The sequence below is a fragment of the Corynebacterium sp. genome (assembly GCF_052107835.1).
In the GTDB taxonomy this organism is placed as follows: Bacteria; Actinomycetota; Actinomycetes; order Mycobacteriales; family Mycobacteriaceae; genus Corynebacterium.
In genome coordinates, this window is sequence record NZ_JBQEDF010000020.1 from 31,834 (window position 1) to 47,525 (window position 15,692).

Genomic DNA, 15,692 nt, shown 5'->3' on the forward strand with positions numbered 1-15,692 from the left:
GACCGGTGTGCTGCCGGGGCGGACACCGGGACCCGTGTGGACGGTATTCCGGTGTCCTGCGGCGAGGAGGTCACGCTGACCCCGGGTGAGCACGAGGTCCGCAGCCGCGACCGGTGGGTGTCGCTGACCGGCGACGACGGCACAGTCGCGGCGGATGCGGACGCGTCCGGCGACCGCGTGATCGTGACGGCGACCTCGGTCAACGAGGGCCGCCGGGCCACGGTCGACGGCACCGGGCTGGAGCCGGTGACCGTGAACGGGTGGCAGCAGGGCTGGGTCGTCCCGGGCGATGCCGGTTCGCTGGCGGACAAGTCCGACGCCGAGCTCACCGACGGCCTCGAGGTGGAGTTCACCGCCACCGGCAGCTACCAGCGCTGGCTCGGCGGCGGTCTGGCCGGTGCCCTGGCGCTGCTCATCGCCTGGATCGTGTCGCTGGTGCACATCCGTAGGAGGCCGACGGACACGGCAGCACCGGAGCGGACGGTGCCGTCGGAGGACGCCGCGGCGTCCCCGGTCCCGGTGCCGGCTGCGCCACGGGCCACCGCCCCCGGACGCGTGGGACGGCTCCTGCTCGGGGCCGCGACGCTGGCCCTGGCTGCCGCGGTCGCCGGAATCCCGGGTCTCGTGGTGGCCGTGGGCATCATCGCGGTTGTCCTGGGCATCCCACCCCTGACCGGCCGGTTCCCCGCCCTGCCGCGGTGGATCCGCGCCACGCTGGACCGGCTGGCGCGTCCCCACGTCCTGGCGATGGTGCTCGGCGGTGCCGGGGCGGCGCTGATGGTGCGCGCGCCGTGGGGTGCGGGAAACTACGGCAGCTACGCGGGGTACTCCTGGCTGCCCGAGCTGCTGTTCGTCGGCTGCCTCGTCGCCGTGGTCTGCTCCGTCCTGCTCCCCGGGGACCGGCGCCGCGCCCACCAGCGCGACACCGCACGGCGCGCCGGATCCTCCACCAGCGAGTAGCTCAGCGCGGCGACCGGGACGGTGAGCACCACCGTCGCCAGCAGGACGAGCAGGGTGTTGCCGTCGAACAGCTCGATGCCGAGCAGCGGGAACACCAGCGACAGGATCGCCATGTGCCACAGGAAGATCGAGTACGACCAGCGCCCCAGTGCCTGCATCACCGCCGACTCCATCACCCTCGACGCCGGCTGCACGGCGTAGGGGACGATCAACGAGGACGCGAAGACCAGCCCGTAGAGGTTGCGCCGGGCGAACTCCGCGTCACCGGCGGTGACCAGGCCCTCGGGCCCGTCCGCCGCCGCGAGCGCCAGCGCGCCGACAGCGACAAGCACCCAGATCCACCGGTGGGCCGCCCAGCGGCGCATGCCCGCCACCAGCCGGGGGCGGCGTCCCGCGCCGTCCGACAACCAGCCCTCCAGTTCCGAGGCGAGCAGGCCGGCGCAGAACCAGGAGACGAAGGCCCACGGCATGATGTGCGCGTTGATCTCGCTGCCGGACCAGGACACGAAGGGCCAGACGTAGCTCAACGAACCGACCGCGGTGATCGCCAGGACCCGCACCCGGCGGCTCCGGCGGCCCACCGCGAGCGCCAGCAGCGGCATGACCAGGTAGAAGAACATCTCCACGCACAGCGACCACAGGTGGGTGAGCCCGCCGACCAGGCCGTCCGGCACGAAGTTCTGGAGCAGGAACAGGTTGCCCAGGACCGGCAGGATCCCGGGCGGGCCGCCCGGCTCGGAGGCCACCGGGAACAACAGCAGCACCGTGACAACGCACACCCAGTAGGCGGGCATGATCCGGCCGAGCCGCTTGACGTAGTAGGTGGTCCACGTGCCCCCGCCCGCGTCGGCGTGGTGACGACGCCACAGCAGGAACCCCGACAGGGCGAAGAAGACGGGCACGAAGAAATCGAGGCGCGCCATCATCCGGTTGACCAGGTCCCCGGTGTCGCTGCCGGTCTGGAAGGCGGCGTGTGCCAGGATGATCCCGATCGCCGCCACCGCCCGCAGCCCCTCCAGGGCGGGCAGGAACGCCGGACCCTGCGGTGACCTCGCTGAGTGCGCGGTCGCCGGAGGGTGCGGGGGTGTCGCGGTGGCGTCCATTGCCGATCAGGCTACCCGGGCCGGGCCCCGCCATGCTCCCTCCCCGCATTTTTGTGCGCGTTCTGCCACAGAGTCTTAGTTTCACACGTTAAAGTAGCCGGGAATAGCTGTACTCTCATCAGACGGACCGCACGACATACCCCGGACAGGAACCAGGCCCACTATGAAGAAGGTCTTCTCCCACGTCGCCATCATCCTCGGCGCCGCGCTGCTCGTCATCGCGCTCGCCGTGCCCCTCTACGTCCTCCCGAAGGGCAAGGTGATCCCGAAGGAGATCGAATCCGCGACCGTCACCAAGGTCGAGCCCGGCACGCTGCTCGATGCCGGGGCGCTCGCCGATGATGCGCCGGTGGAGGGCAAGGAGAATGAGCCGGAGTGCCGCGGCGACGACAAGGTCGTCAGCTGCTTCATCCTGCCGGAGACCAACCTCCAGTCGCAGCGCCAGGTCATGGCGCAGGAGCCGGCGGACGATGACGTGGTCACCCTGGAAGCCGGCGGCACCGTCTACCAGGCGGACGTCCCGGAGCCGGACAACCTGGTCAACGCCGAGATCGACCGCGTGACCCTGGACCGCGAGACTGCCTTCCCGGTCGATGAGCCGACCTCCACGCTGAACATCACCGCACCCGGCGCCGACGGGGACAACGTCAACGAGGACGTCCCGGCGTTCACCCGTGACGGACTGCAGTTCCAGTTCCCCTTCGACGCGGAGAAGAAGGCCTACCCCTTCTACGACCACCGTCTGATGGAGACCAACGACATCGACTTCGTCGAGGAGGAGGAGATGGACGGCGAGACCGTCTACCGCTTCGAGCAGGAGGTGGGCCCGTCGGAGATGTACCCGAACGTCAAGTCCATGCTGGAGGGTGACGGTGAGATCAGCGCCGCCGACCAGAACTCCCTCAATTCCCTGAAGCTGTCCTTCCCCGCAGCGAAGTGGGGCCTGACCCCCGACGAGGTCGACGGCTGGGACCCGGAGGACGGTGACGACGCCACCAACGAGGATGACGAGGAGGGCGCCGGAAACGACGACGAGGGAGAAGATGGCGACGCCTCCGACGCGGATCTGGGCCCCGATGTGGAGATGAGCCGCTACTACACGGTCAACCGTGTGCTGCGCGTCCAGCCGGACACCGGCGTGATCGTCCACGGTGCCGAAGAGGTGTGGATGTACTACGCCCGCGACGACGCGGAGGCCGCGGAGATCGCCGAGCCGGAGAACCGCGAGGCGGAGCTGGAGGACCCGACGCGGACAGCCATCTACTACCCGGGTGAGTTCAACGACGAGACCCACGAGAACCAGATGACCCGCGCGAAGGATGCGCTCGGGCTGATCACCACGATGGGGACCATCGTGCCGTGGGGTGCCGGGATCATCGGCGTGATCCTGCTGGTCATCGGCGTCATCCTGATGCGCTCGCAGGGTAGGCACCGGGAGTGACCCCACGGCGATGAGCACTCATCGTCGCAGGTCAGGGCTTTCGTTATGATGAGGTGATGACCAGACAGGTGAACGAGACGGCAGGGGCGGCACGGTGGCCCCGCCCCCTGTTCCACCTGTGGTGCCTGGTCCTCACCGGTGCGGTGCTGTGGCCGTTCGTGGTCACCCTGGTCACCTCCCTGACCCCGGGCGACGGTGCCGTGTCCCTGGTGCTGCGCGACATGGCCGTCCCACACACCATGGCGCTCAACGACCCGGCGACCGGGGCGGACGGTCTCCCCCGCGCCATGCCGCAGGACACCATCCTGGCCTGGCTGTCCCCGGTGATCCCCCCACCGGTGGTCGTCAGCGTGCTGATGCTGGCCGGCGGATACGTGGGGGGGCTCGGCGCCGGGGCGCTGGCCCGTACGGTGGGCGCCACCGGACGGTTCCTGGTCCCGGCGCTCGCCGCGGCGGTCACACTGTGGAACCCCTTCACCGCCGAGCGGCTGCTGCAGGGGCACTGGTCGGTGGTGCTGGCGGGATTCCTGCTCCCCGCGGTTGCCCTGGTGGCAGGCACGTTCGCCGGACGCCGCCTCCTGTTCCTCATTCCGTTGCTCCTGGTCTGCGCGCTGACCCCGACCGGCCTGATCCTGGCGGTGGTGACGGCACTGGTGGCGTCCTGCATGTCTTCCCGGCCGGGCCCCCGGGCCCTGGCGGTGACGGTCGGGGGAATGGTCCTGAGCCTGCCGTGGGTGGTTCCGACCCTGGTCAACGCCGGTGCGTCCGCCACCCTGTCGGACGCCGCGGGCGCCGGACTCTTCGCCGCACGCGCCGAACCGTGGGTGGGCACCCTCGGAGCGCTGGCCGGCCTCGGCGGGATCTGGAACGCGGACGCTGTCCCCGGCTCGCGGGACGCATTCGCACCGGTCAGCACACTTGCGGGGGTTGTGCTGGCCCTGATGGCGGTGGGGGTAGCGGTTGTCCTGCTGATGCGTCGCCAACTGCGCGGCACTCCCCTGGTATGGCTCGCCGCCTGCGCCGTTGTTGTTCCCGCACTCATGGCCACCGGTGCGGGGCTGTCGGTCACCGGCTGGCTGGTGGAGAACCTCCCCGGTGCTGGTCTGATCCGCGACACCCAGAAGTTCGTGGTCCTGGCGTTGCCCGGACTGGTGGTGCTGCTGGCGCAGCTCCCCGGGGCGGTGTCCGGCAGGTCAAGCGCCGGACGCCGCGCCCGGCTCGGGACGGTCGGTGTGATGGGCGCACTGGCCCTGGTGTGGGTGTCCGTTCCCGCCCTACCCCGCGATGTGTCCGACCTGGCCCCGGTCGCCCTGGACGACAGCTACGACCGGGTCCCGGAGCAGGTGGGGAAGTGGGCCGGGGAGCACGGGCGTGAGCCGCGCATCCTGCTGTGGCCGCCGGGGAACTACCGGATGGTGGAGGACCGTCCTGTTCTCGACCCGCTGCTGAAGATGCTGCCGGGCGCGCCGGTGGACCCCGGCTACCTGATCGTCGACGGGCACCTGGTGGACGGCGACCCGGATACGGTGCGGCTGCTCAACGCGCTGGCCGCCGGCGAAGACCCGCTCGCCGGGAACGGGATCGACCTGGTGGTCACCCAACCCTCGGACAGTGACGGCATCGAGGATGTTCCGGAGGCCCTGGAGTCCCACGATCCGCTGTGGCAGGACGGTGCCGACGACTCCTGGCGACTCTATGGGGTGCGGTAAGATGCTCACCTGCGCGGCCGGACGAGGTCGGTGAGCAGTTCCTCCCACGCCGCGCCGGTGCGTCCCCAGGAGAACGTCCCTGCCCGGCGCCGGGCGTTCCGCCCCAGTTCAGCGAGCCGGTCGGAGTCGTCCAGCAGCTGCTCGAGGGCATTGATCAGCCCGCCCTCGGAGCCCACGAGCACCCCGGTGGACCCGTCGATCACGCTGTCGCGCAGGCCAGCGGACGTGTGGTAGCCGAGTGTTGGCACCCCGTGCAGTCCGGCCTCGATGACCGCCAGACCCCAGCCCTCCTTGCGGCTGGGCAGGATGTGCAGGTCCGCCCGCGCCAGCAGCAGGTGCTTGACCTGTTCGGAGACATGCCCGTGGAAGATGACGTGACCGGAAACCCCCAGGTCATCGGCATGCTGGCGCAGCTTGTCGGCCCACCAGCCGTCACCGATGACGTCCAGGTAGGTTTCCGGGTGGTTCGGCAGGACGGCAGCCAGGGCGTCCAGCGCGTGCTCGATCTGCTTGTGGGGCACCAGACGCGACAGTGTGGCCAGGTGGAAGCGTCCGGAGGGAGGGTTCACCGTCGCGTCCTCCAGGTCATCAGGCACGTCCACCCCGTTGCGGATCACGCGGATGCGGTCGCGGGCCACCCCGAGGTCCACGAGTTCCCCGGCACTGGGCTCGGACACGGTCACGTACGGGGTGTTCCGGTGCAGCCACGGCGAGAGCCGGGATTCAATGAACCAGCCGATCCGGGACAGGACGGGGCCGGCGACCGGCCATTGTTCACGGTGGCAGTGGTGTGTGAGCAGGACGGTGGGTGCCCCGCCTAATGCACCGCCGAAGACCCGCGCGAAGAACGGCACACCGTTCTGCGTGTCCACGATGACGTCCGGACGTTCCCCCGCCAGTGAGGGGAAGATCCGGGTGCGCAGCATGTGCCACCAGGCGCGCGGGTACACGGTGAGGTTCCCACCGCCACGGACGTAGGACACGCCGCCCCGCTGCTCGTGTGGGGCGGACGCCGGGTAGCGCGCAGTCCGGAAAGTGACCTGGTGCCCCTGGCGTGCCAGGTGCCCGGCGATGCGTTCGAGGTAGACCTCGCTGCCGCCGCCTTCGGGATGGCCGGAGTCGCGCCAGCACAGCAGAAGAACCTTCATGACGGCCTCCAGTTTACCGCGTGGGACCGCATCGGATTGCACGTTTGGTCGGGAATCGTCATCCGTCAACACGCTGTGGAAGTCACGGCGAACGCCCCTCGGGCTCAGTCTGTGGTGAGGATTCTCAGCGCCTCCCCTGGCGATACGACGGTCACGCCATTTACCTCAACTGTCAGGACACCCTTGTCTCCACTGACCAGTAGGTCTGCGTTCCCGTCCTCATAGAGTGCGAAGAGGTAGTCGTCCTTAGGATCACGGCAGACGCGGGGTATGAGATGGCGCGGGCGGTTCGGGGCTATTGTCCCAGTTCCTATGATGCGGTCTGCTTCTTCATGAGTTCGGATTCGGGGAAGTACTTCCGGAACTTCGGGCGTAACCCGACGTCGTACAGCTCATTGATTAGCCCGTCGTTGAACAGTAGATGCTCATGTGAACGTTGAAGGACGGCATCAGGCACGCTGCCCTTGAACATGAGTGCTGAGATGATGACATTGACGTCGATAATGAATCTGATGATGGTCCCCCTTGACCCCCGTTGATGTTGAGCTCAGGCGGACCGTGAAGAATCCCGCTCCGCGCGGGAGAGCTTGGTCTCCTCAATGGCTATCCGCATGGCTGCTTCTTCAGTCAGCCCAGGTGCCGGAGGAGATTGTGTAACCACACGGTGTGCCAGTGCCGCGTAGCACAGCTCCTCTTCGGTCTGCGGGTCCGGCCAGCCATCGGCGCGGAGCCGTTCACGGATGCGTGCTTCGGCGGCTGCTCGGTCTTCCTGAGTGATGGACATCGGTGCCCCCTTAGGCCGTGGTGATGTGATGTCTGAACTTACCAGGCTGCGGTGGTTCGGGGAAGGGACGTGAGCAGTGCTTGCCAGTTGCCACAACCCACTGCGAGAACTCGGGCAAGATCTGCCGGTTGGAGTGTCCTGAGGTGACAGATCTTGCCCGGCTTTTCGCGGTACCAGGGATCTCCCGCGGCGCCTGACGCCCGATCACTCGTCCAGCTCGACCGTCACATTGCCCTCGGCGTCCCTGCTGACCGTGCCACCCTCGAAGGCCTGCTTCCCGTCCTCCTCCTCGGAGACGGGGTAACCCAGCGGGCCGTACTCCCAGTCCGTCGTCCCCCACTCCTCGGCGATGTCGTTCCGCACCGTGACATAGCCGTCGGCCGGCTCAGCGATACCACCCGGCACCTGGTACACGTAGCCGTTCTCGAAGCGGGCCCAGCGTCCGTCGTCCTTCGCCGACGAGTCCGGGGTCACCGGGTACCCCAGCCAGGACTCCGGGCCGCCGAGCTGGGTGTAGTGACCACCGGTGCGTCCCCACGCACCCACGGCCCCGGACGCACCGCCGGCGAGGTACAGCGTCCCGCGCTGGAACTCCTGGATGGTGCCGCCGTCCGGACCGTCGTACTCCTCACTGATGCAGTCGCCCAGGTCATAGTCGATATCCTCCTGGTAGCCCTCCACCGCATCCGCGAACGCGCCGGACGCCTCGCATTCGACCGCCTCGTCCGACTCCTCCAGCCCGAGCGCCTCCGCCATGTACGGCCACGCCGAACGCATCTCGTAGTCCCAGTACTCCCAGCGGTGCGTGCCGTTGGGACGCCATTTCGTGATCACGTCCACACCCTTGGACTCCGCGGCGTTCACGAAGGTCTGCGAGGTCATCCGGGCCAGGGCCTCCAACCCCCACGCCGCCGGGTCATCCGGGAAGCCCGGCAGCGAACCGACCGTGTCATGCGAGCCGGCGTTGCCGTTGCCGGAGGACACGTAGACCGACATGTCACGCAGGTTCTCCACGTGCAGCTTCGGGTCGTGGTCGCGCCAGCCCTGCGAGTAGTACGGCCCCCACATGTCCGTCGCCGAGTACCCCGGCGCGCCCTCACCGACGGAGAAGTTGATCGCCTGCGGCATCCCCGGGGAGGAGGTGTCCAGGTAGCCGGAGAAGCTGCCCAGGAAGTCGAAGAGTTCGGGGTTGCGCTGCGCGATGTTCGCCGCCCCCGTCGCGCCCATCGACAGGCCGACGATCGCCCGCCGGTCATTCGTCCGCCACCCCTGCTCCAGCACCGCTGCGACCTCCCGGGTCAGGAAGGTCTCCCACTGGTAGGGCACACCGTCCTCCGGATCGTTGACCCAGTCCGTGTAGAACGAGGACGGGCCGCCGACGGGCATGACCACGTTGACGTTCTTGTCCGCGTAGAACGCCTGGGCATCCGTCAGTGTCAACCAGCCGTTCTCCTCCATTCCCGTGCGCAACCCGTCCATGGCCCACACCGAGGGGAAGGTCTTCTCCGGCTCGCGGTACCAGTCGCGGGCCAGGAGGATCTGCACCTTCACCGGCTCCCCCGGCATCGCCGCGGAGTTGATGTAGACGTTGACCAGGCGGTCGGCCATCCATTCCACGCGGTCCACGGAGACTCCGTCGGGCAGTCCCGGCAGGTCCTGTTCGGTGATCTCCCGGGGCGCCTGTTGTGTGCGGTGGTCCGGGTTGGGGTAGATGCGGTCGATGGTGGAGCCAGTCCCGGAACCGGGCAGGTCCTGCGCCCCGGCGGGCGCCACAGTGACGGGCACGATGACCGGCACCGTGATCGCGACAGCGAGGGGAAGGGCGAGAATTGACCGGGGGAAACGGTGTGTACGGCGCATGGGGAGGTCCTCAGGGGTGTCAGCAGCAGCGAGCTGTTATCGGAGCATAAGCATCGCGTCCTATCCTCGCCTGTCCGCGACGGGGCTGCAGAGGAACTGCAGAACCGGGTCGTCGCCGGGTTCGTCGGGGATCTCGTATCATCAACCCCACGATGATGAATCCCGCCACGTCCCCCACGCTGCATCCGCTGCGCCAACGCGCCACCCTGCGGCGCTCCCTCGGACTGCTCGGCGATTTCCGCTTCGAGCAGACCGACCCCGACCGGTTCTACGGGCACCTCGCCGAAGACACCGTGGACCTCATCGCCGACCTGTGGGAGGGGGCGTCCGGCGGGGACCTGGCGGGACGCCGCATCCTCGACGTCGGCGGCGGTCCCGGCTATTTCGGACGTGCCTTCGCCGCCGCCGGCGTCGCCGAGGACGACTACGTGACCTGCGAGCCGGACGTCGGCGAGATGGCGGCCGCGGGTATCAGACTGCAGTCCTCGGTCCGTGGATCGGGCATGGACCTGCCGTTCGCCGACGGGGTCGTCGACATCACCTACTCCTCCAACGTCGCCGAGCACGTCAGCGACCCGTGGCGCATGGCGGACGAGATGCTGCGGGTCACCAAGCCCGGCGGGCTGGTGATCTACTCCTACACCTGCTGGCTGGGACCGTTCGGCGGGCACGAGACCGGGCTGTGGCAGCACTACGTGGGTGGGGAATTCGCGGCCCGTCGTTACGAAAGGGAGCACGGCCACCCGCCGAAGAACCGGTGGGGTGAGAGCCTCTTCGACGTCTCCTGCGCCGATGGGCTGCAGTACGCGCACCGGGCGGACGCCGACCTCCTCGCCGCCTTCCCCCGCTACCACCCGTGGTGGGCGTGGTGGATGGTGGACATCCCGGGCCTCCGCGAACTTGCGGTGTCGAACCTGGTACTGGTCCTGCGCAAACGGTGAGGCCCGGGCCGGTGTACGAAACCTTTGAAATCGAACTGTGATGACCGTTACAGTTGGACCACGTCCTCAATGCCTTTAGGAGCAGACATGACCACGACACAGGCCGGTCTCGACGACACCGTCTCCGAACTCCGGGAGGGCGAACGCACCTGGGCCTCCCTCAGCCTCGAGGACCGCCAGTCGCTGCTGGCCGACCTGGGGGATGCCCTGCAGGAGCACTCCCAGGAGTGGATCGACGCAGCGGCGGAGATCAAGCAGCTCCCCGCCGACTCGCCGCTGGTGGGTGAGGAATGGATGAGCGGCCCGTACGCGCTGGCCGCCGCCGTCGAGGCCCTGGGGAAGACCATGGGGTCCCTCGCCGAGGGCAACAGCCCCCTGAACGGCTACCGCGTTGAGGACGCTCCCGGCAACCGCGTGGCCGTGAAGGTCCTGCCGGCGGACTTCTACTACACGCTGCTACTCAACGGCTTCACCGCGGAGGTGTGGTCCACCCCGGGAACCACCGCCAACGAGATGCGCCGGTCCGCCGGACTCGGGCAGCTCACCCCGCATGAGACCAACGGCATCGGTGTGGTCCTCGGCGCGGGGAACATCTTCTCCATCCCACCGCTGGACACCCTGTACGAACTCTTCGCCTTCAACCGCGTCGTGCTGCTCAAGCTCAACCCGATCACCGATCCGCTGCTCCCCGTGCTCGAGAAGATCTTCGCGGTCTTCATCGAGCGGGGCCTGATCCGGATCATCACCGGTGGTGCCGACATCGGTGCGGATGTCGTCTCCCACGAGGGAATCGACCACGTCCACATCACCGGCAGCGTCCACTCACACGACAACATCGTCTTCGGGCCCGGCGAGGAGGGACGCCAGCGCAGGGAGCGCGGTGAGGTCCTCCTGGACAAGCCGATCTCCAGCGAGCTCGGTGGCGTGTCCCCCTGCATCGTCGTCCCGGGCCGCTGGTCGGAGAAGGACCTGGAATTCCAGGCGGAGAACGTGGTCACGCAGCGTCTCCACAACAACGGCTACAACTGCATCGCCGCCCAGGTCCTGGTGGTCAGCGACGACTGGGACCAGAAGGACGAGTTCATCGCCGCGGTCCGGCGGGCCTACGCCGCGGCCGAACCACGTTCCCCGTACTACCCCGGCAGCGACGCCCGGTGCGAGCTGGCGGTCGAACGCCATCCCGGTGCCGAGCGCATGGGGGAGAACGGGGCACGTGTCCTGCTCGACGGGCTCGCCTCGCCCGGGGACGCCACCCTGGCCGAGGAGTACTTCGCCCCGGTCTTCGCCATCAACTACCTGCCCGGGACGGGCCAGGAGTTCGTGGACAATGCCGTCAGGTTCTCCAACGAGGAGCTGGGCGGCACCCTCGGCGCGAACATCGTGGTCCACCCCGACACCGCCAAGGAACTGGGCGAGGGCTTCGAGCGGGCCATCACCGAGCTGCGCTACGGCACGATCGCGATCAACGCCTGGACCGGCGTCGGCTACCTGACCCCGCGCGCGACCTGGGGCGCGTTCCCCGGCCACACCCTGCAGGACGCCCAGAGCGGCCTCGGCATCGTCCACAACGCCCTCCTGCTGGACCACACCGAACGGACCGTGGTCCGCGGCGCATTCCGCCCCGTGCCGCGGTCACTGGCCAACGGGGAGTTCGCCCTCAGCCCGAAACCGCCCTGGTTCGTGACGAACCGCATGTCGGCGGTCATCGGACGGCGCCTGTCCGCGTTCGCCGGCGCCCCCGGGTGGCTGAAACTGCCCGGCATCTTCCTCGCGGCACTGAGGGGTTAGGCACGGGGACCGGGGGCGGGGGACGGCCGTGACTGGCGTCACTCAGCCGACGCGTACATTCGATGGGAGGGCGGTTGCGCGCACACGCGCGCGAGGCCACCCCCGATCGCGCACCATTTAGCCCGGTGGGCCCGCGACAAACCCGCAATTGACACCCGGGGATGTGGCTACAGATATAGTGATCGGCGACACATGTTACGTACCGATGTCGTCGCACGACCAAGCGAGACAAGTGAGGAACACCCGTGACTGACACCAGCATCCCCGAGGCCTTCATCTACGAGGCCGTACGAACCCCCCGCGGCAAGGGCAAGCCCGGCGGCAGCCTCCACACCGTCAAACCCGTCGACCTGCTCACCGGCCTGATCACCGAGACCCTGGAGCGCAACCCCGGGCTGGACCCGGCCGCCGTCGGCGACATCATCACCGGTGTCGTCACCCCGCTCGGCGACCAGGGCATGGACATCGCCCGCACCGCCGCCCTCAACGCCGGCCTCCCCTACTCCGCCACCGGCGTGCAGCTCAACCGCTACTGCGCCTCGGGACTGACCGCGCTGAACATCGGCGCGATGAAGATCCGCTCCGGCTGGGACGACCTCGTCCTGGCCGGCGGCGTCGAGTCCATGTCACGCGTCCCGATGGGGTCGGACGGCGGAGCGCTGGCCCTGGACCCCGAGACGTCCTTCGCCAACGATTTCGTCCCGCAGGGCATCTCCGCCGACCTCATCGCCTCACTCGACGGCGTGACCCGCGAGGACCTAGACGCCTACGCCGCCCGTTCCCACGAGCGCGCCACGAAGGCCTGGGACGAGGACCGCTTCGCCAACTCCGTCGTCGCCGTCAAGGACCGTAACGGTGTGACCGTCCTGGACCGCGATGAGACGATCCGTCCCGGCACCACCGTGGAGAAGCTCTCCGGCCTGCGCCCGGCCTTCGCCGCCGTCGGTGACCAGGGAGGTTTCGACGCCGTCGCACTCACCAAATACCCGCAGCTGGAGCAGATCAACCACCTGCACCACGGCGGGAACTCCTCCGGCATCGTCGACGGTGCCTCCCTGCTCCTCATCGGCTCCGAGGGCGCCGGCGAGAAGAACGGGCTGACCCCGCGCGCCCGTGTCGTCGCCGCCGCGACGACCGGTGTCGAGCCGACGATCATGCTCACCGCCCCCGCCCCCGCCGCCCGCGCCGCACTGGACCAGGCCGGTCTCACCCCCGAGGACATCGACGTCTGGGAGATCAACGAGGCGTTCTCGTCGGTCGTCCTGCGCGCGCAGCGTGAACTGGACATCCCGGACGAGAAGCTCAACATCAACGGCGGCGCGATCGCCATGGGCCACCCGCTGGGCGCCACCGGTGCCATGATCACCGGCACCGCCATCGACGAGCTGCACCGCACAGGTGGCCGCTACGCCCTGATCACCCTCTGTGTCGCCGCCGGTATGGGCGTCGCCACCATCATCGAGCGCGTCTAGAAGGAGACCCACCATGACTCAGACTGACAACATCATCGCCTGGGAGGCCGACGGCAACGGCGTGGTCACCCTCACCATCGACGACCCGGGCGCCCCGGTCAACACCATGAACGACGCCTTCCGCGCCTCCGTCAAGGAGACCGCCGGGAAGCTCTCCGAGGGCGTGGAAGCCGGGGACGTCAAGGGCGTCATCGTCACCTCCGCCAAGAAGACCTTCTTCGCCGGCGGCGACATCAAGCAGATGATCAGGGCAACCCCCGCCGACGCGGAGGCCCTGGGTGAGCAGATCAACGGTATGAAGGCCGCGATGCGCACCATCGAGACGCTCGGGGTCCCGGTCGTCACCGCGCTGAACGGCACCGCCCTCGGCGGTGGCCTCGAGGTCGCCCTGGCCACCCACCACCGCATCGCGTCCGACGCCAAGGGGCTGAAGGTCGGCCTGCCCGAGGTCACCCTCGGACTGCTGCCCGGTGGCGGCGGCGTGGCCCGCGTGACGCGGCTGCTGGGCCTGTCCGACGGCCTGACCAAGGTCCTGACCACCGGAAAGCAGTTCAGCGCCGAGGCCGCCAGGGAGGTCGGCCTGGTCGACGAGGTCGTCCCCGCCGACCAGCTCCTGGACGCCGCGAGGGCCTGGATCGCCTCGGAGCCGGAGCCGTCCCAGCCGTGGGACCGTAAGGGGTACAAGATCCCCGGCGGCTCGCCGTCCACCCCGGCACTCGCCGCGATGCTCCCGAGCTTCCCCGCGAACGTCACCAAGCAGATCAAGGGCGCGCCGATGCTCGCACCGCAGGCGATCCTCGCCGCCGCGGTCGAGGGCGCGCAGCTCAAGCGCTTCGAGGACGCCACCGCCATCGAGACCCGCTGGTTCGTCTCCCTGGTCACCGGCCCGACGTCGACGAACATGATGCAGGCCTTCTTCTTCGACCTGAACCACTGCAACGGCGGCGGTTCGCGTCCGGTGCAGGAGGACGGCACCCCGTTCCCCGAAACGGAGTTCCAGAAGATCGGTGTCATCGGCGCCGGCATGATGGGCGCGGGCATCGCCTACGTGGCGGCGAAGTCCGGCATCGAGGTCGTCCTGAAGGACATCTCCGAGGAGAACGCCGCCAAGGGCAAGGCCTACTCCGAGGGACTCGAGGCCAAGGCGCTGAAGCGCGGGAAGACCACCGAGGAGAAGTCCGCGGCACTGCTGTCCCGTATCACCCCCTCCGCCGACTACGCCGACCTGGCGGACGTTGACCTGGTCATCGAGGCCGTCTTCGAGAACACCGAGCTCAAGCACAAGGTCTTCGCCGAGATCGAGGCCGCCGTCCCCGGCACCGCCGTCCTGGGCTCCAACACCTCGACCCTGCCGATCACCGGCCTGGCCGAGGGCGTCGAGCGCGAGAACGACTTCATCGGCCTGCACTTCTTCTCCCCCGTGGACAAGATGCCGCTGATCGAGATCATCTCCGGCGAGAAGACCGCCCCGGAGACCCTGGCCAAGGCACTGGACTTCGCCCGCCAGATCCGCAAAACCCCGATCGTGGTCAACGATTCCCGCGGCTTCTACACCTCCCGGGTCATCGGCACCGTGCTCAACGAGGCGATGCGCATGCTGGTCGAGGGTGTGGACCCGGCCGTAATCGAGTCCGCGGGACGCCAGGCCGGTTACCCCGCACCGCAGCTGCAGCTGCAGGACGAGCTGAACCTGAAGCTCGCCCGCAAGATCGGCGCGGAGAACGCCGCAGCCGCGGAGGCCGCCGGTGTGTCCGTCGACGACGGCGGGGTGAATGCCCTGGTCGACCTGATGCTCGACGTGGTGGAGCGCCCCGGCAAGCTCGAGGGCAAGGGCTTCTACGAGTACGACGAGAACGGCCGCCGTGCCGGACTGTGGTCCGGCCTGCGCGGTGAGGTCGCCGAGAAGCTCGGCATCACCCCGGTGGTTGTTCCCGACGGTGAGGCTGCCACGGCCGGTGGCGACCTGGACTCCGCCGGCACCGGTGGGCTCGCCGGACCGTCTCTGAACGACCTCATCGAGCGGATGCTGTTCATCGAGGCCCTGGAGACCCAGCGCTGCGTGGACGAGGGCGTGCTGACCTCGGACGCGGACGCCAACATCGGTTCCATCCTGGGCATCGGCTACCCGGCGTGGACCGGCGGCACCCGCCAGTTCATCACCAACTACGCCCGTCCTTCCGCCGCGGCGCTGCCGGACGGTGCCGGTGAGGACTACCCGGTCGCCGGCCAGGCCGGTTTCGTGGCCCGCGCCGAGGAGCTGACTGCGGTCTACGGTGAGCGCTTCACCCCGGTGGAGTCGCTGAAGGGGTAGTCAGCACCCGCCGCACCCGGGCGGTCTCCCCCGGGCACCGAGACACTTTCACACCCCCGCCGATTCCCACGATGTGATACCTGCAGGTCAGGGCGTTGCACCGTCAAGGTGAATCTTCGCGGCGGATTCTAGCGGTCGTCGCAACACCCTCACGGGTAGCGGATCTGCTTAATCG

Annotated in this window: 9 protein-coding genes; 6 read left to right on the forward strand and 3 right to left on the reverse strand. The window is 68.7% G+C overall.

The window, feature by feature from the left end; genetic code table 11:
* Positions 1–815 precede the first annotated feature (815 nt).
* Positions 816–2,063 carry an acyltransferase family protein gene (locus ACTIL2_RS07050; protein ID WP_442336744.1) on the reverse strand — a complete coding sequence of 416 codons (1,248 nt, stop codon included), beginning with the start codon at positions 2,061–2,063 and terminating at the stop codon, positions 816–818.
* A 163-nt stretch (positions 2,064–2,226) separates the two neighbouring features.
* Here ACTIL2_RS07050 and ACTIL2_RS07055 point away from each other — a divergent pair, with 163 nt between their 5' ends.
* Together ACTIL2_RS07055 and ACTIL2_RS07060 are read left to right on the forward strand one after the other, a co-directional pair.
* The gene (locus ACTIL2_RS07055) at positions 2,227–3,504 is read left to right on the forward strand and encodes a DUF3068 domain-containing protein (protein WP_442336745.1); all 1,278 of its coding nucleotides are present in this window, start codon (positions 2,227–2,229) and stop codon (positions 3,502–3,504) included.
* Positions 3,505–3,560: 56 nt separating this feature from the next.
* Complete coding sequence (locus tag ACTIL2_RS07060; RefSeq protein WP_442336746.1) at positions 3,561–5,213, forward strand: hypothetical protein; 1,653 nt, start codon at positions 3,561–3,563, stop codon at positions 5,211–5,213.
* 5 nt (positions 5,214–5,218) lie between these two features.
* Here the strand turns inward: ACTIL2_RS07060 and ACTIL2_RS07065 are convergent, their stop codons facing one another.
* Together ACTIL2_RS07065 and ACTIL2_RS07070 are read right to left on the reverse strand one after the other, a co-directional pair.
* Complete coding sequence (locus tag ACTIL2_RS07065; protein ID WP_442336747.1) at positions 5,219–6,361, reverse strand: glycosyltransferase family 4 protein; 1,143 nt, start codon at positions 6,359–6,361, stop codon at positions 5,219–5,221.
* Positions 6,362–7,349: 988 nt separating this feature from the next.
* Complete coding sequence (locus ACTIL2_RS07070; RefSeq protein ID WP_442336748.1) at positions 7,350–9,005, reverse strand: alpha/beta hydrolase-fold protein; 1,656 nt, start codon at positions 9,003–9,005, stop codon at positions 7,350–7,352.
* A gap of 155 nt (positions 9,006–9,160) precedes the next feature.
* Between ACTIL2_RS07070 and ACTIL2_RS07075 the strand changes: the two genes are divergently transcribed.
* The 4 genes from ACTIL2_RS07075 (at position 9,161) to ACTIL2_RS07090 (ending at position 15,517) form a co-directional block, all read left to right on the forward strand.
* Complete coding sequence (locus tag ACTIL2_RS07075; protein WP_442336752.1) at positions 9,161–9,946, forward strand: methyltransferase domain-containing protein; 786 nt, start codon at positions 9,161–9,163, stop codon at positions 9,944–9,946.
* A gap of 87 nt (positions 9,947–10,033) precedes the next feature.
* Positions 10,034–11,734, forward strand: coding sequence for an aldehyde dehydrogenase family protein (locus tag ACTIL2_RS07080; protein WP_442336749.1), 1,701 nt, complete (start codon positions 10,034–10,036; stop codon positions 11,732–11,734).
* A 245-nt stretch (positions 11,735–11,979) separates the two neighbouring features.
* Entirely contained in the window at positions 11,980–13,206 is a 1,227-nt protein-coding gene (locus tag ACTIL2_RS07085) for an acetyl-CoA C-acetyltransferase (protein WP_442336750.1), read from the forward strand.
* 13 nt (positions 13,207–13,219) lie between these two features.
* On the forward strand, positions 13,220–15,517 hold the full coding sequence (locus tag ACTIL2_RS07090; protein ID WP_442336751.1) for a 3-hydroxyacyl-CoA dehydrogenase NAD-binding domain-containing protein: 2,298 nt from the start codon (positions 13,220–13,222) through the stop codon (positions 15,515–15,517).
* Positions 15,518–15,692 lie beyond the last annotated feature (175 nt).